This is a genomic window from Flavobacteriales bacterium, assembly GCA_029248105.1.
GTDB lineage: Bacteria > Bacteroidota > Bacteroidia > Flavobacteriales > UBA7312 > UBA8444.
In genome coordinates, this window is the sequence record JAQWJZ010000010.1 from 24,141 (window position 1) to 47,488 (window position 23,348).

The window sequence follows — 23,348 nt, forward strand, 5'->3', positions numbered from 1 at the left end:
TAACATCTTATTATGAAAAATATATTTTTACTATGTGCTGCTATTATTTGTCAAACAAGCGTATTTGCTCAAATGGATATTGCCACAGCTCGACAACAAGCTGAAAATTCTGAAGTAACTATAAGTGGAGTCGTAACAAATGGCGACGAACTAGGAAGTCCCATCCGCTATATTGAAGATGGAACTGCTGGAATTGCAATCTATGACCCCGAAAACACAGAAGGTGTTAATAGAGGCGATAGCATTACAGTTACTGGCATACTAGTTGACTATAATGGTCTACTTGAAATTCAGCCAGTTAGCAACCTTATTAATCATGGTAATGGATACAGTATTACACCTCAAACCATTACTCCAAATTCAATTGGAGAGGAGACAGAATCCGAGCTTGTAAGTATTGAAAATGTAGTGTTTGAAAATTCTGGTCAACTGTTTAGTGTTGGAATACACAATTTTAGTGTAGGAGGTCAGAACGGAATGATTTATGTAAAGGCTGATTGTGATATAGAAAATACTCTAATCCCTTCTTGCCCAGTTAAACTGACTGCTATATCATCGCAATATTCATTTACTGGATTTGATGGCTATCAGTTACTGGTAAGAGACGAAAATGATTTTGAATTCAGCGGTGGCATTTGTTACAATTCACCATTGACACAAAGTGATATCACTACTACAAGCTTTATCGTAAATTTTACAACTAATAGTATTGCTGCTTCAGAATTAAGTTACGGACTAACAACAGACCTTGAACTAGGCACTGTAAATTCTGATAGTGGTTATGTTTTTAATCATGCTATTTCTTTAGATAATCTTGAGGCAGGAAGTATATATTATGTTCAAGCATTATCCTATGAGGGCAGCGATAGTGCATATTCCGCTGTATTTGCTTTTGCTACTCAATCAACATCTTCTGGAAAAATAAGAGTGTGTTTCAATAATCCCGTTGACACAACAGTAGCAACAATTGAAAATGCTCAATTCTCGGGTGTATTTACCAACGATAGCATTAAAGCTTACATTGATAAAGCAGATTCTACACTTGATATTGCCGTTTATAACCACTCGGACAACATGATTGCTAACGCTATTAATGATGCCTACGAAAGAGGAGTTAGAGTAAGGTATATCACTTGCGAATCAACAACGACAGCTGCTTTAGGAACTCTAAACAGCAATATTCCACGAATTGAACGCCCTGAAGGAATGGGAATTATGCACAATAAATTTATTGTGATTGATGCTGATGTAGCAGATAGTGCATGGGTGCTTTCTGGCTCAACAAACTGGACTTCTAGTCAGATTTTTGATGACCCTAACCATATCATTATGGTGCAGGACCAGTCCGTAGCTAGAACTTATGAATTAGAATTCAATGAAATGTGGGGTTCTGATGGCAATGAACCTGACGATGAAAACGCAAAGTTTGGAAGCAATAAAACTAATAATACTCCACATCATTTTATAGTGAACGGCAACGATTTTGAAGTTTATTTTTCTCCTACTGACAATACAACCTTGAACATCTCTAATGCATTAAAATCTGCTGATGATGAAATCGATTTTGCTCTCTTAGTATTCACCAATAATCAACTAGGCACTACTATTGCAGAAGAACATGAAAGTGGAGTCGAAGTAAATGGCATTATCGAACAAATTAATACAGAAGGTTCAGAATATGATTTTTTAGTAGAAGAAGGCGTTAATGTCATTTCACATCAAGGATTTGGCGATAGCTTTCACCATAAATACTGCATTGTTGACCACGATAATACGGATTCAGACCCATTAGTTATTACCGGTTCTCACAATTGGTCAGGTGCAGCAGAAACTAATAATGATGAAAACACCATGATTATTCATGATGCTAATATTGCCAATCAGTTCTTTCAAGAGTTTAATGAACGAATGAATGAAATAGAAAATCAAGTAGAGCCGTCATTTAATTGCGTTGGTGAAGCGTGTATTGATCCAATGGACGGAAGTGGAACGTATTCATCATTAGTAGCTTGCGAATACGTTTGTTCTCCTGCATCAATACATGAATTAGTACAAGGCAATATTCAAGTTTACCCTAACCCTAATGAAGGTAAGTTTACTATTCAGATTAATAGTTTAATATCTACCACATTAAAATACAGAATCTCTGACTTGCAAGGAAAGATTGTAGTTGAAAACAAGGTGAATCTTCTAAAAGGGATGAATAAATTGGAAATAAACGAAAACATCACAACAGGATTTTATTTTGTTGAAATGGCTAACGAACGCATTAAAATTATCGTTCAATAACTAAAGACAAAAACGCACCGTCATTTCAAAAAATGACTGAGGACTTTCGGCATGTAACCAATGACCAACATTAGGAATTGTCTCTATTTCAGCATCTGTGAAATGCTCAAATATTAGGTCTTCATCGTGGTCTTGTATATAATTTGAGCTACCTCCTTTGATAAATAAAGTTGGTATTGAACATCGAACATGCTCGTTAAGTGCTTCACCAACATTAGCAATATTTTTAGAAATGGAATCTAGATTAAATCGAAAATCCAACTGACCTTTTTCTTTCCAATACATACTTTTTAAGAGAAATTGACGAACATCTACTTCATCAATATGTTCAGATAGAACTGCATCAGCTTGAGAGCGAGACTTAAGCTCTGAAAAATCAAGTGATTTTAATCCTGCAATAATTTTGTCATGATGAATAGGATAAAAACGAGGAGAAATATCTACAACAACTAATTTGGCTAATAACTCAGGGTGGCTTACCGCAAACTGCATAGCTGTTTTACCGCCTAAAGAATGACCTATGATGATAGAATTTTCCAATTTATTATCCTCTATATACAACAACAAATCGTTTGATAAAACTTCGTAAGAAAAATCATCAGCATGTGGCGAACGCCCATGGTTTCTTTGATCTATAAGATGAACTTCAAAGTAATCGGCAAATAATTTGGCCAATGACTGCCAATTATCGGACATCCCAAACAAACCGTGAATGATTAATAAAGGCTGTCCTTGACCTATGATTCTAGAATACAACTTCACTTCTTCAAACAATTTTTATATTTTTCTATGGTTCTCTCTAATCCTAAGTATAAAGCATCTGAAATCAATGCATGCCCAATAGAAACCTCATCCAAAAAAGGTACTTGAGCAGCAAAGTAACCGAGATTATCAAAATTCAAGTCATGACCAGCATTAACCCCTAAGCCCAAATCGTGTGCCATAATAGCTGAATCTATAAATGGCTTTACAGCATGTTCTTTATTTGCTTCAAATTGTTGAGCATAACTTTCGGTATAAAGCTCTATTCTATCGGCTTGAATTGCTTTAGCACCTTCTATATATTTTGCGTCAGCTTCAACAAATAGAGATGTGCGAATACCAGCATTTTTAAAGTCAGCTATAATTGCTTTCAAAAAAGATTGATGAGTAACTGTATCCCACCCCGCATTTGACGTTATGGCATCGGGTGCATCGGGCACTAATGTCACTTGATGTGGCTTAACAGATTTCACCAAGTCGATAAATGTTTTTGAAGGATAACCTTCTATATTGAATTCGGTCGTAACAATTGGTGCTATTTGACGTACATCATTATAGGTAATATGTCTTTCATCGGGCCGAGGATGAACGGTAATTCCGTTAGCTCCAAACTTTTCACACTGTATTGCTGCATCCAAAACATTAGGCATATTACCCCCTCTAGCGTTACGAATTGTTGCAATTTTGTTAATGTTAACACTTAACTTTGTCATTAATAGATGATGTTATAATATAGGGACAAAGGTAAAAATACTATGTTTGCTAACTATTATGATTACAAGAAAACTCATATCTAAGGAAATACAAACTATTACGCTGCAGAATTCAGGTGCTGAAGCATTGACCATCATGCAAGAGTATCACCTTTCCCATTTAGCTGTTGTTTCAGATAATGAGCTTTTAGGTGTAATATCTGAAGATGATATATGGGGAATGCATGATGAGAATAATAAATTGTTGAGCATTAAAGAAAAAGTTCAGCTCTATTTTATGCCTTTAGGAAAAGATGTTTTTGAAGTCATCAACTATATGGATGAGTATAACCTCAGCTTACTACCTATGCTGGCGAACGGCAATTACATTGGCTCAATTACTCACCAGTCATTAATCCGTTCTTTAGCGTCTATTGTTGCCATTCAAGAAAGTGGTGGGGTTATCATCTTGGAGATGAATAAAAAAGAATACGCTATGAGTGAAATTGCTCAAATTGTAGAAAGTAATGGCGCAAGAATACTCAGTGCCTACATTACAGATGTTGATGATAGAGATATTATGAAGCTCACTATGAAGCTTAATATTGTTGATATTGCCCCTGTGATACAGACCTTTGAGCGCTACAAATACACTGTTGCCGCCAGCTACAATCAGTCTGAAAACAAAGACAATCTAGATGATAGATATAATTTATTAATGAGGTACCTCAACCCCTAATGCGCTTAGTCATAACATTTCTATTAATAGTTACCGCATTTGCCACTTTTGCGCAAGACGTCTATAGAGTCAATTCTATTGAAATTGAAGGTAATAAGTTAACCAAAAGAACTACTATTTTAAGAGAGTTGTCTTTTGAAATAGGTGATAGCCTTACTAAACTAGAGTTTAATGAAAAGCTCAATCAAAGCAAATTGAATATTAGTAGTCAATGGCTATTTAACTTTATAGAAATCAAACCATCATTTACTAAAAATGAAATTGATGTAAACATAAAAGTTGTTGAGCGGTGGTATGTTTGGCCTTATCCTATTTTAGAAATATCTGAACGTAATTTTAATGTCTTCTGGGACAGCCTTCAGAACTCTAATTTTAACGATTTTTCAAGACTAAATTATGGGGTGTTTCTAAATTGGTATAATTTTAGAGGGCGCAACGAGATATTGAAAGTTAAATTTAGGAAAGGCTATAAAGAACATTATTTGTTTGAATACGACATTCCATACATCAATAAAACCAAAACCTTAGGTACAATTATCATCTTAGAAATGTTTCGAATGAAACAATTTCATTATAAAACTATTGACAATACCCTGATTTACAAAGAATTTGAAGATGAACGCTTTAGAAATTGGAACGGCTCATTTTCACTTCAATATAAAAAAGATTTGAACCTGACACACAGACTTAGCCTCAAACATTCAATATTTGAAACACCACAAGAAATTCAAACTTTGAATCCCAATTTTCTAGGCGTAGAATCTAACCGGTTCGAATTCTCATCAATGGAGTATCATTATGAAAATGAAAAGAGAAATTCAATATCATATCCTACCGAAGGATCTTTCAATGAGGTGTTAGTCTCAGGTTTTATAGGCAGAAAAAATGACTTTAAGAATTTACAAATTATAGCAAAGACAGAAAATCATTTTAACCTTAGACCAAGGTGGCACCTGGGTAATAGTATCAAGGTGAAAGTACAAACAAACACCAGCCTACCCTATATTTTAAACGAATCTTTAGGGTTTGAAGATTATCTTAGAGGGTACGAATACTATGTTTTTGATGGAGAACATTATGCCATGTCTAAAACAGCATTAAAATATGAACTCGTTCCAAAACAAAAATTAGATATTCCATATTTGAAAATGGAGCAATTCAAAAAGACACATTATTCTATTTACTTCAGTATATTTGCTGATATGGGAACGGTAGTTGACAATCAATATCCTGACGAAAATCAATTGAATAATATATTCTTAATGAGTCAAGGAGTGAGTCTTGATTTTGTCACTTATTACGATAAACTCATACGTTTAGAATACAGTAGAAACCACCTCAATCAGTGGGGCTTATTTATTCATTTTTCAAATCCATTTTAAGAATGAGAATTGCACTTTTCGGCACACAGTTTAACCCCTCCAAAGCTAAATATGTTCAACACTTAGTTAATAAGCTTGAACAAGAAAATGTTAAGTTGATTATTGAAAATCAGTTTTATGATAACTTAATTGACATAAACTTCAAAAAGGAATTTGACACTTTCGAAACCCCTCAAGAACTGAAAGAAAAAGCCGATATACTTCTCAGTATTGGTGGTGATGGCACACTACTTGGGGCAATTACATTAGTTCGAGATTCAGACATCCCCATTTTAGGGATTAATACCGGTACATTAGGTTTTATATCAAGTGTTTCTACAGATCAGATAGAGTATGCTATTAACCATTTATTGAAAGATGAATACACTATCAAAGAAAGGACATTATTACAGCTAGAAAGCGACAATAAGCTATTTGGTGAAACCAACTTTGCTCTAAACGAAGTTACAGTTCTAAAGAAAGATACCTCTTCGATGATTCGGATACATGCTTATCTTGATGATGAATTTATAAATACCTACTGGGCAGATGGGCTGATTATCTCCAGCCCTACTGGTTCAACAGGCTACTCATTAAGTTGTGGTGGTCCAATTGTTTTGCCTGGCACAAATAATTTTATCATTACGCCTATTGCACCACACAACCTAAATGTGCGTCCAATAATAGTTTCTGACGAATCGAAAATCACCTTAAAAGTATCACAACGGGATGAACTCGCTCTGGTTGCACTAGACAGTCGTTCACGAGCTATTGGTCCCGAATTAGAACTAACAATACGTAAAGCCGATTACAAGGTAAAGCTCATACAATTTGAAAAACAAAGCTTTATTTCGACCATTAGAGAAAAACTCATGTGGGGTAAGGATAAAAGAAATTAACTCTATTTTATCATAAATACTTATATTTGTGCGTTACCTATGAATCGTAACAACATAATTTAGATGAAAAGACTAATCATATTTATTTTTTCTGCACTCATTTTCACTTCGAATAATGCTTTTTCACAAGGGATTGATCCCTATTCTGAAATAGGTGTAATGCTAGGGACCTCTTATTATATTGGAGATTTAAATGATCAACACCTCAGGCTAGCAAGACCAGCCACAGCGATACAATACAAAACAAATCTAAATAGACGATTTGCTATAAGAGGTGGTATATCTGCTGGAGAATTGAGAGGAAGTGATAAGCTAAATGAGATAGATACTGCAAAGTTCAATAGAAATTTACACTTTAAGTCGTCTATATATGAGCTTTCTGGAATCATAGAGTTTAACTTTTTTCCATACGAAACGGGCAACTTAAGGTATCCTTTCACCCCCTATATCTTTACAGGGATATCGATGTTTAGCTTTAACCCGCAAGCTAGAAAATTTGACACAGACACCCCATTTGACAACGATGGCAATCAAAGCAATAATGAATGGCTTGACCTACAACCATTAGGTACTGAAGGTCAATATTCGAGTCAATACCCAGAAAAAGATCCCTATCAACTCATACAATTCGCTATTCCCGTAGGAGTAGGGTTTAAAGCCAGTCTAGGTAATCGATTTAGCATGGCAATAGAATACGGATTACGTAAGACATTTACCGATTACATAGACGATGTAGGAGGCACATATGCTAGTCCACAATACTTAACAATGGAAAATATAGACGCTGCAAATCTTTCCGATAGAAGTAACGACTTACAGAATTACATAGCAAGTAATCCAGGAGCTGATATTACCACTTGGACAGCTAACACCAACAGAAATAGAGCCAATGAAAACCTATGGGACGATTGGTATTATTTCGCTGGACTAACACTTTCATACAAGATATACACTAAACCTAAAGTCTGTCAATACTAGATGACTCAACATACTGACATCAACAAAGACACTTTGCCCAAACACGTTGCAATTATCATGGATGGTAATGGCAGATGGGCAAAAAAGCAATCTAAGATTAGAATCTTTGGACACAAGGTAGGCGTAAAAGCAGTAAGAGATACCGTTGAAGGTGCTGCAGAGCTAGGGCTAAAATACCTTACATTATACGCTTTCTCATCAGAAAATTGGAATAGACCAAAAAAAGAAATTGACGCCCTTATGGAATTACTCGTCAATACTATTCTTGATGAAACAAAAACTCTAATGGACAACAACATTAGATTAGAAGCTATTGGTAATCTAGAAGACTTACCAAAAAAATGTCTTCAAAACCTAAATAATACCATAGAGAAAACTGTAAACAACACCCACATGACTTTGGTACTAGCATTGAGTTACAGTTCAAAGAAAGAAGTAACACAAGCTATTAAGAGCATCGTTAAGAAAGTAGAAAATGGTGATTTGAAAAGTGATGAAATAAATGAAGATCTTATTCAAAATCATCTCTATACACACAATATTCCAGATCCAGAGTTGTTAATACGAACAAGTGGTGAACAACGCATAAGCAATTTTTTATTATGGCAAATTGCTTATTCAGAATTATATTTCACTGACATATTGTGGCCCGATTTCAGAAGAGAAGATCTTTACAAAGCAATTGTAAACTATCAAAAAAGAGAAAGAAGATTTGGTAAAACCAGTGAACAAATTGAAAAAGAAAATGCTTAGGAATAGTTTACTTATAACGATCATTTGCCTATTTGTTAGCAATTTCATTCTAGGACAGGTTAGCCTAACTAACACTAACTTTGATTATGCTAATCCTAAAGAGCTTGTCATTGGTGGCATTAATGTTGAAGGCACAAAATTTTTAGATCATAAAACCCTTATTCAACTTTCTACACTGGAAGTTGGTTCAAAAATTATGGTTCCTGGAGACCAACTTACTAAAGCTAGTCGAGTACTTTGGGAACAGGGGCTATTTTCAGACATTCAAATCCGTGTTAAATCTATTCAAGGAAACTCGATTTTCTTTACCTTATATCTTGAAGAAAGACCTCGTCTTTCTAAATTTAAGTTTGAAGGAATTAAACGATCCGAAATAGATGCAATTAGAGATAAAATCAAATTAGCGAGGGGGAAAATCATTACTGAAAACGTAATAATTAATACCAAAAACATTATATCGAGCCATTTCAAAGAAAAAGGCTTTTTAAATGTAAACACTACTGTTAGTCAGGAGGTAGATACGATTACTAAGAATCACGTTATTTTGGTATTAGCCATCGATAAAGGCAAAAAAGTTAAAATCGGAGAAATTAGCTTTGAAGGCAATGAAGTATTTACCGACAAACGTCTAAAACGTTTGATGAAAGACACTAAAGAGAAGAAGTTTTTCAGAATTTTCAAATCATCAAAATTCTTAGACCAAGCGTACGAAGATGATAAGCAAAAAATTATTGCTAAATACAATGAAAAAGGGCTAAGAGATGCTAAAGTTCTCAGTGATTCTGTTGCTTATAACAAAGAAGAGGAACTTCTCAATATTGGCTTAAAAATAAATGAAGGAAAAACCTATTATTTTGGTGACATCACGTTCGTAGGAAATACAAAATATTCCAATAACGAACTAGCGGCGATTGTTGGCATTAACAGAGGTGACATTTTCGACCAAAGCATTTTAGAAAGTCGAATTTTAGGAAGCCCTGACAGTAGAGATGTCCACTCTATCTATCTTGATAATGGGTATTTATTTTCACAAGTAACACCTATAGAAACGGAGATTCGAAACGATACAATCGATATAGAAGTACGTATTTATGAAGGACTTCAAGCAAGAGTAAATAGAGTGTCTGTTAGTGGAAATTCTAAAACCAACGACCACGTTATAATGCGTGAAATACGCACTAAGCCAGGCGATTTATTTAGCCGCGCCGATATTATGCGTTCACAAAGAGAGATAGCAACACTAAACTATTTTGACCCTGAAAAATTAAATATCGATGTAGAGCCCAATCAAGAAGATGGTACCGTAGATTTGAATTATATCGTTGAAGAAAAATCTTCTGACCAAGTGGAGCTTCAAGGTGGTTATGGTGCTGATAGAATCATCGGAACATTTAGAGTCTCTTTCAATAATTTCTCTGCAAAAAATATGTTTAAAAAAGGGGCTTGGGCACCATTACCATCAGGCGATGGACAAAGACTAAGTCTTTCAGCATCTTCGAATGGAGTACAATATCAATCATATAATATCTCATTCACTGAGCCTTGGCTAGGTGGTAAAAAACCCAACTCTCTAACTATTGGCGCATATCATTCTATTACATCTAATGGATTAGATAGAGACGATGAAGGAAGAGGTGAATTTAAAGTTACTGGCGCATCTTTTGGACTAGGGAAACGATTGAAGTGGCCCGATGACTTCTTTACATTATATCAAAACATAAGTTTAAAGAAATATTTAGTTGATCAATATAGCTTTGGCAACTTTGAAGATGGCACTTTCTACAACATGTCTTACTCTTTCATATTGGGAAGAAATTCTGTTGATCAGCCAACATTCCCAAGAAAAGGATCAAACATGAAGCTCTCTGTTCAACTAACTCCACCTTATTCGGTATTAGATGGCATTGATGACTATTCAGAATCAGAAATTGCAGACTTAAATACTTGGGTTGAATACCACAAATGGAACTTTGGCGCTAATTGGTTCAATAGCCTAGCAGATAAGCTTGTTTTGAAAACAAATCTGGAGTATGGTCTTATTGGAAAATATAGTGACGACAAAGAGTTAACACAGTTTGAGCGTTTCTATGTTGGTGGTGATGGACTTAGTGGCTATGCTGTTGATGGTAGAGAGGTTGTTGGCCTAAGAGGTTATGAAAACAATTCCTTATCGCCAACTAATGGAGCAACTATTTACAACAAATATACTTTAGAGTTAAGATATGCGTTATCATTAAACCCACAGTCTCCTATTTTTGCATTAGCATTTTTAGAAGCAGGTAATACTTGGAATATGGCTAATAAATTTAACCCATTTGATGTAAAACGATCTGCCGGTGTTGGTGTGAGAATGACTATTCCTATGATGGGAATAATGGGAGTAGATTGGGGATATGGCTTTGATGAAATTCCTGGAAGTCCGTCTTCTAACGGTAGTCAATTCCATTTTTCTATTAATCAACAATTTTAATACATTAGTAACAATGAAAAAGTTAATTCTTATCTCACTAATTTGCTTGACTTCACTAGGGGTTAATGCTCAAAAATTCGCTTATGTTGATTCGGATTATATTCTTGAGCGTATGCCTGAATATGGCTCAGCCCAAGATCAGCTGGATAAACTATCCTTAAATTGGCAAGAAGAAATAGAAGAATTGTATGGGCAAATAGATCAACTTTATAAAAAATACCAAGCGGATAAGATTTTACTTACTCAGGAGATGAAAAATAAAAGAGAAAGTGAAATCATTAATAAAGAGAAAGATGCTAAAGAATTACAAAGAAGACGATTCGGTCCTGAAGGCGATTTATATACCAAACGACAAGAGCTAATACAGCCCATTCAAGACAAGGTATACAATGCCATTCAAGATTTTTCAAACGAAAAAAGATATGATATCATCTTTGATAAATCAAGCAACTTAATCATGCTATTCAGCAACCCTAGCCTAGATAAAAGTGATGACATTTTAAAAATGTTAGGCTACAAATAATTTTAAATTAACTAAAACACTAAAACAATGAAAAAAGTATTATTGACCCTAGCTTTGTCCTTAGCCGTAGTGGTATCGACACAAGCACAAAGTAAATTCGGATACCTAAACTCTAACGAGCTCTTAGCTATGATGCCTGAAAGCCAATCTATGCAAGAAGAGTTACAAACCTATGCTAAAGGCTTAGAGTCTCAGCTTACTGCTATGCAAGCAGAATATGAAAAGAAAGTTGTGGAGTATCAACAAAATGAAACGTCTTACACTGATATTATCAAGGCTGATAAAGTTCGTGAGATTGAAGGAATTCAACAGAGAGTTGTAGAGTTTCAAAAAAATGCTCAACAATCATTAGGTGAAAAAGAAGCTGAACTATTCACTCCAATTAGAGAAAAAGCTATGGCTGCAATAGATCAAGTCGCCAAAGAAGGTAGTTATACATTTATCTTTGACTCTGGCGCTGGAAGTTTCCTTTATGCTGCAGAAAGTGAAAATGTACTTAACTTGGTAAAATCTAAGTTAGGACTATAACAAACAATAAGACATTCATAAAAGCAGTTTGTTTCGTGCAAACTGCTTTTTTTATGCTATTTTAGAAAAGTGAATAAGGATAACCCAATAGGAATTTTTGACTCAGGTATAGGAGGGCTTACCGTAGCAAAAGCTATTCGATCACTTATGCCTCATGAGAGTTTGCTTTATTTTGGTGATACGAAACACCTTCCTTATGGTGAAAAATCAGCTCAATCGATACAAGAATTTTCAAAAAATATTTCTCTATTCCTCAAAGAAAAACAGTGCAAAATGATTGTGATTGCCTGTAATACAGCATCTTCTGTAGCTTATGACATCGTTAAGAAAGAGTGCCCAGGTATAGAAATTATAAATGTTATTGACCCCGTTGTCAATCGTATCACTACATCAAAAAACAATTCTACCATCGGTATTATAGGCACAAAGGGTACTATTAATTCAAATGTCTATCCTCAAAAAATAAAATCGGCAAACAATAACATAAAAGTCAAGTCGTTGGCTACGCCTCTATTAGCAGCAATGATTGAAGAAGGTTTTTTTAATGATAAAATTAGCCAAGCTATCGTTCATAACTACCTTAAAGACCCAGCACTTGCTGATATAAAACAGCTGATTTTAGCTTGTACGCACTATCCGCTTATTCAAGGTCTTATTGGTGATTTTTATACTCAAGAAATAGATATTATAGACTCCGCAAGTCAGGTGGCTTTACACATTAAAGAAGTGCTGAAAAAGAAAAATCTACTAAGTCAAAAAAGTCCCAAACAACGCTTCTTTGTATCAGACTATACCTTATCGTTTGAAAAATCAGCGAAGTTATTTTTTGGAGAAGATATTCATCTAGAAGAAATCAAGACTATTCACTAAACCAAGAGGAGTACATCACATAATTATCGGCAATACCCTCTATGAGTCGTGCTGTTTGTTCTTGACTTAGACTTTTTACTTTTTTGGCAGGAACACCAGCGTAAATACTGCCACTCTCTATACGTGTACCCTCAAGGACTACTGCTCCGGCAGCAACAATAGAATTACTTTCGACCACTACCCCATCCATTACAATTGCTCCCATTCCAATCAATACATTATTGTGAATCGTACAGCCATGAACTAAAGCGTTATGACCAATAGAAACATTATTTCCTACCTCTGTTGGGTGCTTTTGATAAGTACAATGAACCACAGCACCGTCTTGAATATTTACCTTATTGCCAATTCTGATATAATGCACATCCCCTCGAACAACAGCATTAAACCAAACGCTACAATTATCACCAATAACCACATCTCCCACAACCGTAGAATTCTCTGATAGATAAACACCTTCTCCAAATTGTGGTTCTTTGCCATTTACTACTTTGATAAGTGCCATATTTTTATTTCCAAAGATAAAAGAATGGCTTAACTTTGCGAAAACCTTTAATATGACTAAAATACCAACATCTTTATATAGTGAAGCAACACCAAACCCAAGGGTTATGAAGTTTACGGCTAACCGTATGTTAGTAGATCAAAATATTTATGAATTCAATAACAGAGCTGAAGCTAGTGCTTCACCGCTGGCCCTAGAATTGTTTGGTTTCCCTTTTGTGGAAAGTGTTTTTATCAGTAATAATTTTATCTCTATCACCAAAAAAGACAATGGTATTGAATGGAGTGATATTATTTTAGAAATGCGTGAATTTATAAGAGATTATTTGATGGATGGGGGTAGCGTGATTAATGAAGATGCCTCACCTAAAAAAAGCAAAACAGTCACACATAAAGAAGAGTTAAAAAGAGAATTTTCAGAAATAGAAAAGAAAATTGCCGATTTATTGGACGAATATGTTCGCCCAGCTGTCGAGCAAGACGGAGGCTTTATTTCTTTGAAGAAATTCGAAAAAGGAACCGTTACTGTTTCTTTACAAGGAGCATGTAGTGGATGCCCTTCATCGAGTATGACGCTAAAATCAGGTATTGAAGGCTTATTAAAAAGAGAAATGCCAGATGAAATAGTAGAAGTGATTGCTGATAATGACTAAGCAACTGCTCATACCATTCTTATTACTTCCTTTTTTGTTGAAGGGACAGAACGATTTGGAAGAAATTAGCTTTGGATTGCAATTTAAACCCATTATAGCCGCTGCTTATTTTGATGCTGGTGACGAATCTGCACAATGGCAAGAATATAACTTTAACTTATCGCCACGCTTTGGACAATCCTTGGGAATGATAGTAAGATACAATTTGAGCTCTACTTTTTCTACCGAAACAGGCTTGAACCTTGTCAATAGAAGGTATCAATTAAGCCTTGACAATAGCTATATAGGATTGCAAGACTTGAGCAATTTCACCTTACGTTCTTACGAATTACCTATTCAGATTTTATCCCATGTCAAAGTTTCAGACAAGTATTATTTAAATGCTGCCTTTGGCAATTCCTTCAATATTTTTGCTTCAGACGTCATAAGCTTTGGCGAGGAAAATCCTTTTTTCTTTCAAAGTACGTCGAGAAGAAAGCGTACTCAATCGGCATTGATTGCCAATTTAGGAATGGAATACAGAACCCTTGAAAAAGGCATCTTTTATTTGGGTTTTAGCTTACACAGACCTTGGAAAAATACGGCTAGAAGTTATCCTGAATTTGATGATGGAACCAATTCCTTCAACACTCTAGCTCCTGGTGGAAAAGATGCCAAGTATATGGATATTTCTGGCAATTATCTGACTATTGATTTACGGTATTTCTTTCCACAAAAAAAATAAAGCTATTTTATTATTGAAGTCGTAAGATTTTCTGACTGCAAGAAAAAAACTATTTGTCCCTAATCTATTTTTTTGTAAATTTATACTCAACCTTTAGTTCAAAACCAATTAACATGCTTAACCTTAACTCTATCCTCACATTTGTGTGTGTTACGTTTTTTTCTGTTGTTTCTGTGGCTCAACCGCTAACCAATGGAATGGGCATCATTACGCATTGGACAGGTTTTAGTGGTGAATGGGATGCTTTTAGCATATACGAAACAGAAGACAATGCCTCTGCCACTCTTGGTCAGAATTGGGCAACAAACTTCAACACACCAGCCGACCCGACAGTACATGATTCTTGGAAAGGAACTAATATGGGTGATGTCTTTGGCATTGCCATAGATGCCGATAAAAACGTCTATTTCAGTGCTACCAAAGCCATATCATCGAGTGGGTCAACAGGCACATCAGCAGGTGTAGCTGGAGATGGTGGTGTCTATAAAATGGATGCTAATACTTGGATAGTAACACCATTTATTTTTACAGGAAATGGTGCTAATGAAATTCCCAATCAAGGTAATGGCTTGGGTAATATCGCTTATGACAAATGGAACAATCAATTATTCGTTACCAATTTTGAAGACGGTAATATTTACCGTTTTGATATGTCAGGTAATTTACTCTCAACTTTTGACCCCTTCACTGCAAATACTACAGCGCTAGGTACTTTTAGTGGTCATGGTGAAGCCTTATGGGGAATAAATATATATGGCGATTCTGACGGCGTAAAGGTTTACTTTTCACTATGGACAGAAGACAACTCTTTGTCAGACCCTAGTGGTGACAACAATTCTGTCTGGTCAATAGATTTAGATGCTACAGGCGATTTTGCGGGTAGCGAAACACTATGCTTTGCCTTGGAAGACAATACAGGTAGTTTTATGAGTGGGATAGTTGGAGCCTCATATCCTATTTCTGATATTACTTTTAGTTCTGATGGTAAGATGTACGTCTGCGAAAAAGTACAAGGTGGTTGGGGCGCATTTGGCGGTTGGAACGATTTTTTCACCCCTGGAGCACACAGTTCAAGACTTTTTGAATACCAAAAAATAGGTGGCGTATGGACACGCACTATAAAATATGCTGTCGGCAACTACAACACCCCCAACGATGCAGACAACACCACTGGCGGTGTTGCTTTAGGAAATAGGCAACTCCCAAATGGAGAAATAGAATGCGAAAAAATAATTTGGGCTTCGGGCGATGCTCTACGTTTTGCAGGTTATAATGACATAGCTGGGCAAGACTATGTTTATGGAGTAACGGGTATTCCTGTTGAAGGAAACTCTAACGATCCTACCGACCCGGACTATGTTCAACTGAGCAGTATTTATATTGATGTAGATTATACAGGAACAGGAAGTAATGGTGGACAAAAAATGTCCTATGGCGATATCGAAATCTATTCCGATGCTGTTAACGATGCCAACTTCACTATTAGTCCTAACACTATTATTTGTCCGGGCGAATCTATACAGCTCAACGTAAGTGGTGGTGGCAATTACGAATGGAGTCCGTCTGCTACATTGGACGACAATACCTCGGACAGCCCAACTGCTAGTCCTACTGAAAATACCATTTATACTGTAACAGGAGAGGGAAGCTGTGGCGGTAGAGATACCGTTAGTGTGAGTATAAGTATTGATGATTTCACCTTTTCTTTAGGGCCCGATTTAGCTATATGTGAAGGCATAAGTGGAGTTTCTTTAGATGCTGGTAGTAGTGCTATAGCATACATATGGAATACTGGGCAAACCTCTCAAACCATTAGTGTAAACGATGAAGGAATATATAGCGTTAGTGTAACTAGCCCAGCCGGTTGCAATTATACAGACGAGGTATCTGTGGAAAATAAATTTTTACCCACAGTGCTATTTGGCACTCCTAATGACAATGCATGTCCGCCTGCCAAATTCACTTTGTTAGATGAGAGCATTCCACAAGTTGACGACCCTATTGTCGCTTGGAATTGGCAAATAAATAACCAAAACTATAACAATCCCTCACCCAATGTAGATTTACCAATTAGTGGCAGCTACAACGTCACTTTGGAAGTAACAACAGAATTGGGATGTGTGGCAACACTAAGTTTGGACGACTACCTAAGCGTTCACAATTTACCAAGCCCTAATTTTATTACTGAACCTGAAGAAATTAGTCAATGTGACAAGACCATTAAACTGATTAACTTCTCTACTGGTTACGATTCATTATCGTGGGACTTTGGCGATGGATTTGTAAGTGCCGAAGACACCAATTCAGAATACACCTATAATGAAGTTGGTAGCTACCTAATTAAATTGAATACTATTAATGAGTTCGGTTGTGAAGATCAATTCTATCGAGAAATTAATCCGATAGCCAGTATTCCGTTCTTTACGCCTAATGCCTTTACACCAGATGGCGATGAGCTGAACGAAACCTTTACGCCTCAATTGGGCTGTACAGATCAATTCGAATTTTGGGTAATGAACCGATGGGGCGAAGTGATATTCTATAGTAATGATGTCAATGTAGGGTGGGATGGAACCTATGAAAAGCAAATATGCCCAGTTGGTGTATACTCATGGAAGGCACGGTACAATGGGGCTAAAAACAACCAAATAAAACTGGGAGAAGTACACCTCATGAACTAAATCTCATTTTTGGATTTATTTATTTTTTTTTAAATTAGCTGATACTCGTACAATTTAGTATTACCCCTTAAACAACCTATTTAAATTACTTGTGTCATGAAAAAAATCTATCTATTCATAACTATTGTATGTATTTCCATTTCTACCAAATCCCAAAGTTGCTATGACCCTTACGAAGATTTTGTAGACCCCAACCCTACTACAAGCCTACTGCATACCAACAATACAACTGAAAAGAGCATCTACAACCTACAAGGGCAATTGCTGTGGCAAGGTCAAGACGAAAAAGTGGATGTCAGCCAATGGGAACAAGGGGTTTACCTTTTAAGAACTAAAGAAAAAACTTATCGGTGGATAAAAAATTAAAGTCTAGTTGTAAATGATTTTCTGGTATTCACGCATCTTTTTGGTAGGTTCTAAAATATCGTAACCCTGCCATAAGCTATCGTCAAACTGATTGACGTAAATGACTTTCATCTTTTTGTTCTCTTCAAAATTGATAAAGTCGTTTTCGCTAAGGCGGTCGTGAGATAAAACCAAAAATTCAAAAGATTTCTGGTTGCTAACTTGCACATCAATACCAGACTTGAGCTCCAATAAGGTTTTGTCAAAAAGTGGTCTTTTTCTCTTTTTCAATAGGGCTATTTTTCTATCTATACCAAAAGTTGATAGGTCTTTAAAAGAAAAATATTTGAGCTGATAGCTATCCTCTATTTTTTCAAAATAAACTGAAACCTTAAATTCCTGCTCAGTATAGTTAATTCCCATTAACTTAAAATTTGTGCCATGCTTCCCTTCAGCATATTGAAAATCGGCTCTGAGTAAAGCATAGGAAGATAAGCCTATGTACAATCGCCCCTCGTATTTTCCTTTATTTTTTGGGACAAAATCGATAATATAAATGTCTTCGCCATTCAGTCGTGTACCGCCTGCCAAAGTGAAGATATAACGAGAAGATTTGTGTAAAAAGTCCCACATGTCTTCGTTGTTGAATTCATAATCGTTCAAATCATAATACAAACCATTTGCAAAAGAACGTACTTCCATTTCATCTGCTGCCAAATTTAAGGTCGTATCAGCATAATCGAGATGCACTTTACCGCCTATAACTCCTGTTTTTACTTTCCAATATTCTAAGCTGTCGGTTTTCTTAAAGACATCTTCAAAAACTTGAGTAAGCTGATCTATTTCAGTAATATCCTTGTCTTTCAAACTAACCACCCTATTGGCTTTAATCTTGACGCGAATGCTATCTTCCTCGTTAGGTGAGGACAATATATCGCCCAAAAAATCGGTATAAGAAGTAGAGTGTCGAGGAAGTTTTTGTTCTGCTGTAGCTAGTGCCTCTTGGTCTATATCAGAAATGGTACTTTTCTTATAGTTGAGCATAAAACGATGTATATCCGATTCAAATCGTTGTCTAACAAACACCTCTCTAGCCGAATAATCCGAACGGTAATTGCTATCGGCATACATCAATACATTTTGTACAATTAAGGCAGGGTCCAATTCACGACCAAAAATGAGGGTCTCACTAATGTTTATGATATTCTCTTCCAAATAAACATCTGCCGAATTAATCAAATCACTAATGGCAATATCTTTAGTCTGATAACCCATATACTGAAAACGTATAGTGTCCACAACAGAAAAGGAAGAAATATCCAAAGCATACTGCCCTTGTTCGTTAGTAATAACCCCAGCATTGTTATTCAAAACGTATATATTGGCATACATAAGGGGTTCTTGACTATTCTTGTCCCACAAAAAACCTTTCAAAATAGTGTCTTGTACTGCTTGTCCAAACAAGGATGTCGTTATAAAAAGCAGAAAAAAAATAAGATTTGGGATTTTCATATCACTTCAGTTTAAGTCCACAAACGTCCATATCTTATTTGTATTATTACTTATAAAAAAAGCCAACATAAGTTGGCTTTAAATTTTAGAGTCCTAAACTCTTTTTTACATCACCATTCAATAGATGAGTAGTTGGGTCTTCCAAGCATTCTTTTACTCTGCATAAGAAACCGACCGACTCTCTACCATCAATAATACGGTGGTCATAGGACAGTGCCACATACATAATAGGTCTTATCTCTACTTTTCCGTTTACTGCCATAGGGCGTTCAACGATGTTGTGCATTCCCAATATTGCTGACTGTGGCGGATTAATAATCGGTGTAGAAAGCATAGAGCCAAAAACACCACCATTAGTAATGGTGAATGTTCCCCCTATCATTTCGTCTGGTGTTATTTTTCCATCTCTAGCACGAAGAGCTAAACGTTTTACTTCCGATTCAACCTCTTTAAAATTCATCAACTCGGCGTTACGAATAATAGGCACCATCAGTCCTTTGGGCGCACTTACCGCAATACTGATATCGGCATAGTTGTGGTAGATAACTTCTTTGCCATCTATTTGTGCATTGACATCTGGAAATTCCATTAGGGCAGTAGTAATCGCTTTAGTAAAGAATGACATGAAGCCTAAACTGACATCGTACTTTTCTTTGAAAATTTCTTTATACTCTTTTCTAATATCAAAAATAGCCGTCATATCCACCTCGTTGAAAGTGGTAAGCATAGCTGTTTCGTTCTTTACAGATACCAAACGCTGAGCGACCTTTCTTCTAAGCATGGACATTTTCTTGCGTTCCATACCTCTTGGCCCATCGGTCTTAACCGATGCCATTGCTTCCATAACATCGTCTTTCAAAATCTTTCCGCCTTCACCACTTCCCTTAACGTCTTTTGGCGAAAGGTCGTTATGTGAAATAATAGCTTTTGCCAAAGGTGTTGCCTTGGTATCTACTGGTTTGCTAGGACTAGGAGTACTCGCTGTTGATGTTGTTTCTTGACTTGGCGCTGTAGTTTTGGCTTCGCCTACACCATCGGTATCGATAATACAAACCACTTGACCAACCTCTACCGTATCGCCTTCTTCAGCCACTAGCTTAATGGTACCACTTTCTTCAGCGGGCAGGGCTAGAGTGGCTTTATCAGAGTCAACCTCAGCAATTTCTTGATCTTTTTCAACATAGTCCCCGTCTTCCACCAACCATTGAGCGATTTCAACTTCGGAGATAGACTCTCCAGGACTAGGTACTTTCATTTCTAATAGCATAACGTTCTATTTAAAAACTTCTTCTATAATTAATCGTTGTCTGTGAGCCGCTTGTTTGCTCGAACCGGAAGCAGTAGCCGCACTCGGTCTAGAGGCAATTAGCTCAAAAGGCAAGTGTTGCAATCGGTTTAGGATATGCGTCCAAGCGCCCATATTTTTAGGTTCTTCTTGAGCCCATATTAAGGGCTTGCCTTTGTATTTTTCTAAAACAGCATTTATCTTTTCTTCAGGTAGTGGATACAATTGCTCTAAGCGAACTAAAGCCACATCCATTCGACCTAATTTCTCTCTTTCTTGTAGTAATTCGTAATAGATTTTACCACTGCAAAACACCACTTTTTCTACTTCAGAAGGCTTTACTTGTGTGTCTTCAAACAATTCTTGGAAACGACCAGTCGATAGATCTTCCAAAGTGGAAACGCATAAAGGATGTCTCAATAAACTCTTAGGTGTAAATACAACTAATGGCTTTCTAAACTCTCGTCTTAATTGTCTTCTCAACACATGAAAAAAGTTAGCCGGTGTAGTACAATTGACTATTTGCATATTGTGCTTAGCACACATTTGCAAGTAGCGTTCCATTCTAGCGCTAGAGTGTTCAGCACCTTGCCCCTCATAACCATGTGGCAAAAGCATCACTAGACCATTGTAGGTCTTCCACTTATCTTCTGCGCTAGAGATAAATTGGTCTATCATTATTTGTGCCCCATTACTGAAATCACCAAATTGAGCTTCCCATATAGTCAGACTATTCGGTAATGCCATAGCGTAACCATAGTCAAAACCTAATACACCATATTCCGATAACAAAGAATTGTAAGCTTCAAACTGAGCCTTAGGGTTTATACTATTTAAGGGAACTATTTCCTGTTCTGATTTTTCTAGCTTTAATACCGCATGACGGTGAGAGAAAGTTCCTCTTTCAACATCTTGTCCACTCAAACGAATAGGGTTGCCTTCGTGTAGTAAAGTACCATAGGCTAATAACTCGGCCATACCCCAATCTAATCGGTTGCTTTCTTCTACCATCTTTTTCTGGTCGGCCAACAAACGTTGAGTCTTTTTAAATAAAAGATCATTCTCAGGAACGGTATATAACTTTTTAGCAACTTCTTTTAAAATATGCATTGGCACTGAAGTGTCTGGCGATTGTACAAAATCAGCATCTTGAGATTTTCTAAAGCCGCCCCATTCGCTTTGCATAAATCGAGTGATATAGGCTTTTTCTATTTCTTTGGATTCGTCAAATCGGTCTTGCAATAATTGCTTGAACTCTTGCTCCATTTCCTTAGCAATATTAGCCCCTACAATTCCCTCTCCAATAAGCTTCTGATTGTAAATTTCTCTTGGATTAGGGTGCTTGCTAATAGCCTTATAAAGCATGGGCTGGGTAAAGCGAGGCTCATCGCCTTCATTATGTCCATATTTTCTGTAACATAAAAGGTCTATAAATACATCTTTATGAAACTTTTGACGATACTCTACGGCAATTTCCATTGCATGTACTACGGCTTCTACATCGTCACCATTAACATGAAAAACGGGTGATAAAGTAACTTTACCGACATCTGTACAATAGGTGCTAGAACGAGCATCTAAGTAATTGGTAGTAAAACCTACTTGATTATTCACTACAATATGTATAGTTCCTCCCGTTTTGTAGCCGTCTAACTGTGCCATTTGTATGACTTCATATACTACTCCTTGACCTGCTAATGCCGCATCGCCGTGAATAAGTATTGGAACGATTTTAGAATTGTCACCCTTGTGGTTTTGGTCAATCTTGGCACGAGAAATTCCTTGTACAACAGGGTCAACAGCCTCTAGGTGTGAAGGATTAGGCGAAAGTGACATTTTTACTTTCTTACCATTATTACAATTTTGTTCGGAAGTATATCCCAAGTGGTATTTTACATCGCCAGCAAAAAGGCGGTCATCGTATTCTTTGCCCTCAAACTCTGAGAAAATATCTCTGTAAGTCTTATTGAAAATATTAGCCAAAACATTCAGTCGGCCTCTGTGTGCCATACCCATTACAAATTCTTCAACTCCTATCCCAGCACCTTTTTCTACAAGTGCATCAAGAGCCGGTATCAAGGCTTCTGCACCTTCTAAAGAAAATCGCTTCTGACCAACAAACTTTTTATGTAAGAAGTTTTCAAAGGCTACAGCTTGATTTAATTTGCGTAGTATTTGTTTCTTTTCTTCAGAACTAAATGTTGGCGTATTGCTATTTTTATGTAATCTGTTTTTTATCCATTCTACCTGGTCGGGCTTACGAATGTACATATATTCTACCCCTATAGATTGGCAATATACTTGCTGAAGGTGTGCTATAATATCTTTTAAACTAGAAGGACCAATGCCTACTTGACTACCTGCCTGAAATACAGTTTCCATATCAGACTGTTCAAGTCCAAAATTTTCAATATTTAGTGTAGGAGAGTACTTTCTCCTTTCACGAACAGGGTTGGTATGGGTAAAAAGATGACCACTTTTACGATAGGCGTCAATAAGATTAATAACCTGAAATTCTTTCTTAAATGTTTCAGGAACTTCATCTTCTTCAGAATAAACTTCTTTAGCGAAATCGAAACCTGTAAAGAAATTACGCCATTCTTCGTTTACAGATTCGGGGTTTTCAATGTACTGTTCATACATGATTTCTATCATGTTGGTATGAACAGCCCCTAGAAAAGAAAATTTGTTTGCCATCAATTTTTCAGTTAAAGCAAAACTATTGAATTTTATTGATTTTTCTACCCATAATTCGCCCTATTTTTATGAGTACAAGGGTA

20 protein-coding genes are annotated in these 23,348 nt (G+C 36.2%); 14 read left to right on the plus strand and 6 right to left on the minus strand.

From position 1 onward, the window contains the following. Positions 1–12: 12 nt before the first annotated feature. Positions 13–2,289 (plus strand): phospholipase D-like domain-containing protein, encoded by a 2,277-nt coding sequence (locus P8I29_01500; GenBank protein ID MDG1916471.1) that lies wholly within the window; start codon positions 13–15, stop codon positions 2,287–2,289. On the opposite strand, the gene P8I29_01505 is transcribed toward P8I29_01500, so the two are convergent. Next, entirely contained in the window at positions 2,290–3,051 is a 762-nt protein-coding gene (locus P8I29_01505; protein MDG1916472.1) for an alpha/beta fold hydrolase, read from the minus strand. Next, entirely contained in the window at positions 3,048–3,764 is a 717-nt protein-coding gene (locus tag P8I29_01510; protein ID MDG1916473.1) for a pyridoxine 5'-phosphate synthase, read from the minus strand. Before P8I29_01510 ends, P8I29_01505 begins: the two co-directional genes overlap by 4 nt. A 58-nt stretch (positions 3,765–3,822) precedes the next feature. Between P8I29_01510 and P8I29_01515 the strand changes: the two genes are divergently transcribed. The 9 genes from P8I29_01515 (at position 3,823) to murI (ending at position 12,864) form a co-directional block, all read left to right on the plus strand. Next, positions 3,823–4,482, plus strand: coding sequence for a CBS domain-containing protein (locus P8I29_01515; protein ID MDG1916474.1), 660 nt, complete (start codon positions 3,823–3,825; stop codon positions 4,480–4,482). Further along, the gene (locus tag P8I29_01520; GenBank protein ID MDG1916475.1) at positions 4,482–5,864 is read left to right on the plus strand and encodes a BamA/TamA family outer membrane protein; all 1,383 of its coding nucleotides are present in this window, start codon (positions 4,482–4,484) and stop codon (positions 5,862–5,864) included. The genes P8I29_01515 and P8I29_01520 overlap by 1 nt, the downstream gene beginning before the upstream one ends. 2 nt (positions 5,865–5,866) lie before the next feature. Then, positions 5,867–6,742 (plus strand): NAD kinase, encoded by an 876-nt coding sequence (locus tag P8I29_01525; GenBank protein ID MDG1916476.1) that lies wholly within the window; start codon positions 5,867–5,869, stop codon positions 6,740–6,742. A 63-nt stretch (positions 6,743–6,805) separates the two neighbouring features. After that, positions 6,806–7,720, plus strand: coding sequence for a DUF6089 family protein (locus tag P8I29_01530; protein MDG1916477.1), 915 nt, complete (start codon positions 6,806–6,808; stop codon positions 7,718–7,720). Beyond that, complete coding sequence (locus tag P8I29_01535; protein MDG1916478.1) at positions 7,721–8,473, plus strand: isoprenyl transferase; 753 nt, start codon at positions 7,721–7,723, stop codon at positions 8,471–8,473. Further along, complete coding sequence (gene bamA / locus P8I29_01540; GenBank protein MDG1916479.1) at positions 8,466–10,943, plus strand: outer membrane protein assembly factor BamA; 2,478 nt, start codon at positions 8,466–8,468, stop codon at positions 10,941–10,943. Before P8I29_01535 ends, bamA begins: the two co-directional genes overlap by 8 nt. A gap of 13 nt (positions 10,944–10,956) precedes the next feature. Continuing rightward, a complete protein-coding gene (locus P8I29_01545; protein MDG1916480.1) occupies positions 10,957–11,466 on the plus strand; it encodes an OmpH family outer membrane protein in 510 nt (169 codons plus the stop codon). Between the two features lie 27 nt (positions 11,467–11,493). Further along, positions 11,494–11,994: an OmpH family outer membrane protein gene (locus P8I29_01550; GenBank protein MDG1916481.1), complete on the plus strand. Its 501-nt coding sequence runs from the start codon at positions 11,494–11,496 to the stop codon at positions 11,992–11,994. A 69-nt stretch (positions 11,995–12,063) separates the two neighbouring features. Beyond that, positions 12,064–12,864 (plus strand): glutamate racemase, encoded by an 801-nt coding sequence (murI, locus tag P8I29_01555; GenBank protein ID MDG1916482.1) that lies wholly within the window; start codon positions 12,064–12,066, stop codon positions 12,862–12,864. On the opposite strand, the gene P8I29_01560 is transcribed toward murI, so the two are convergent. Continuing rightward, positions 12,854–13,369, minus strand: coding sequence for a gamma carbonic anhydrase family protein (locus P8I29_01560; protein MDG1916483.1), 516 nt, complete (start codon positions 13,367–13,369; stop codon positions 12,854–12,856). The two genes, murI and P8I29_01560, sit on opposite strands and share 11 nt — an antisense overlap. A 52-nt stretch (positions 13,370–13,421) precedes the next feature. Between P8I29_01560 and P8I29_01565 the strand changes: the two genes are divergently transcribed. From P8I29_01565 to P8I29_01580, 4 genes are all read left to right on the plus strand, one after another. Further along, entirely contained in the window at positions 13,422–14,021 is a 600-nt protein-coding gene (locus P8I29_01565; protein MDG1916484.1) for a NifU family protein, read from the plus strand. Beyond that, positions 14,014–14,745: a hypothetical protein gene (locus tag P8I29_01570; protein MDG1916485.1), complete on the plus strand. Its 732-nt coding sequence runs from the start codon at positions 14,014–14,016 to the stop codon at positions 14,743–14,745. The genes P8I29_01565 and P8I29_01570 overlap by 8 nt, the downstream gene beginning before the upstream one ends. Before the next feature lie 113 nt (positions 14,746–14,858). Next, positions 14,859–17,426, plus strand: coding sequence for a gliding motility-associated C-terminal domain-containing protein (locus tag P8I29_01575; GenBank protein ID MDG1916486.1), 2,568 nt, complete (start codon positions 14,859–14,861; stop codon positions 17,424–17,426). A 96-nt stretch (positions 17,427–17,522) separates the two neighbouring features. Continuing rightward, a complete protein-coding gene (locus P8I29_01580; GenBank protein ID MDG1916487.1) occupies positions 17,523–17,792 on the plus strand; it encodes a T9SS type A sorting domain-containing protein in 270 nt (89 codons plus the stop codon). Between the two features lie 3 nt (positions 17,793–17,795). On the opposite strand, the gene P8I29_01585 is transcribed toward P8I29_01580, so the two are convergent. The 3 genes from P8I29_01585 to P8I29_01595 all read right to left on the minus strand — a co-directional run bounded on the left by P8I29_01585 (position 17,796) and on the right by P8I29_01595 (position 23,265). Continuing rightward, positions 17,796–19,283 carry a carboxypeptidase-like regulatory domain-containing protein gene (locus tag P8I29_01585; GenBank protein ID MDG1916488.1) on the minus strand — a complete coding sequence of 496 codons (1,488 nt, stop codon included), beginning with the start codon at positions 19,281–19,283 and terminating at the stop codon, positions 17,796–17,798. Between the two features lie 85 nt (positions 19,284–19,368). Further along, the gene (gene odhB / locus P8I29_01590) at positions 19,369–20,550 is read right to left on the minus strand and encodes a 2-oxoglutarate dehydrogenase complex dihydrolipoyllysine-residue succinyltransferase (protein ID MDG1916489.1); all 1,182 of its coding nucleotides are present in this window, start codon (positions 20,548–20,550) and stop codon (positions 19,369–19,371) included. A 6-nt stretch (positions 20,551–20,556) separates the two neighbouring features. Next, entirely contained in the window at positions 20,557–23,265 is a 2,709-nt protein-coding gene (locus tag P8I29_01595; GenBank protein MDG1916490.1) for a 2-oxoglutarate dehydrogenase E1 component, read from the minus strand. Positions 23,266–23,348 lie beyond the last annotated feature (83 nt).

What these genes read in the sequence shown, in the direction of transcription:
- P8I29_01500 (MDG1916471.1), top strand. Translation starts at nt 13, where the DNA reads ATGAAAAATATATTTTTACTATGTGCTGCTATTATTTGTCAAACAAGC.
- P8I29_01510 (MDG1916473.1), bottom strand. Translation starts at nt 3,764, where the DNA reads ATGACAAAGTTAAGTGTTAACATTAACAAAATTGCAACAATTCGTAAC.
- P8I29_01515 (MDG1916474.1), top strand. Translation starts at nt 3,823, where the DNA reads ATGATTACAAGAAAACTCATATCTAAGGAAATACAAACTATTACGCTG.
- P8I29_01520 (MDG1916475.1), top strand. Translation starts at nt 4,482, where the DNA reads ATGCGCTTAGTCATAACATTTCTATTAATAGTTACCGCATTTGCCACT.
- P8I29_01525 (MDG1916476.1), top strand. Translation starts at nt 5,867, where the DNA reads ATGAGAATTGCACTTTTCGGCACACAGTTTAACCCCTCCAAAGCTAAA.
- P8I29_01530 (MDG1916477.1), top strand. Translation starts at nt 6,806, where the DNA reads ATGAAAAGACTAATCATATTTATTTTTTCTGCACTCATTTTCACTTCG.
- P8I29_01535 (MDG1916478.1), top strand. Translation starts at nt 7,721, where the DNA reads ATGACTCAACATACTGACATCAACAAAGACACTTTGCCCAAACACGTT.
- bamA (MDG1916479.1), top strand. Translation starts at nt 8,466, where the DNA reads ATGCTTAGGAATAGTTTACTTATAACGATCATTTGCCTATTTGTTAGC.
- P8I29_01545 (MDG1916480.1), top strand. Translation starts at nt 10,957, where the DNA reads ATGAAAAAGTTAATTCTTATCTCACTAATTTGCTTGACTTCACTAGGG.
- P8I29_01550 (MDG1916481.1), top strand. Translation starts at nt 11,494, where the DNA reads ATGAAAAAAGTATTATTGACCCTAGCTTTGTCCTTAGCCGTAGTGGTA.
- P8I29_01560 (MDG1916483.1), bottom strand. Translation starts at nt 13,369, where the DNA reads ATGGCACTTATCAAAGTAGTAAATGGCAAAGAACCACAATTTGGAGAA.
- P8I29_01565 (MDG1916484.1), top strand. Translation starts at nt 13,422, where the DNA reads ATGACTAAAATACCAACATCTTTATATAGTGAAGCAACACCAAACCCA.
- P8I29_01570 (MDG1916485.1), top strand. Translation starts at nt 14,014, where the DNA reads ATGACTAAGCAACTGCTCATACCATTCTTATTACTTCCTTTTTTGTTG.
- P8I29_01575 (MDG1916486.1), top strand. Translation starts at nt 14,859, where the DNA reads ATGCTTAACCTTAACTCTATCCTCACATTTGTGTGTGTTACGTTTTTT.
- P8I29_01580 (MDG1916487.1), top strand. Translation starts at nt 17,523, where the DNA reads ATGAAAAAAATCTATCTATTCATAACTATTGTATGTATTTCCATTTCT.
- P8I29_01585 (MDG1916488.1), bottom strand. Translation starts at nt 19,283, where the DNA reads ATGAAAATCCCAAATCTTATTTTTTTTCTGCTTTTTATAACGACATCC.
- odhB (MDG1916489.1), bottom strand. Translation starts at nt 20,550, where the DNA reads ATGCTATTAGAAATGAAAGTACCTAGTCCTGGAGAGTCTATCTCCGAA.
- P8I29_01595 (MDG1916490.1), bottom strand. Translation starts at nt 23,265, where the DNA reads ATGGCAAACAAATTTTCTTTTCTAGGGGCTGTTCATACCAACATGATA.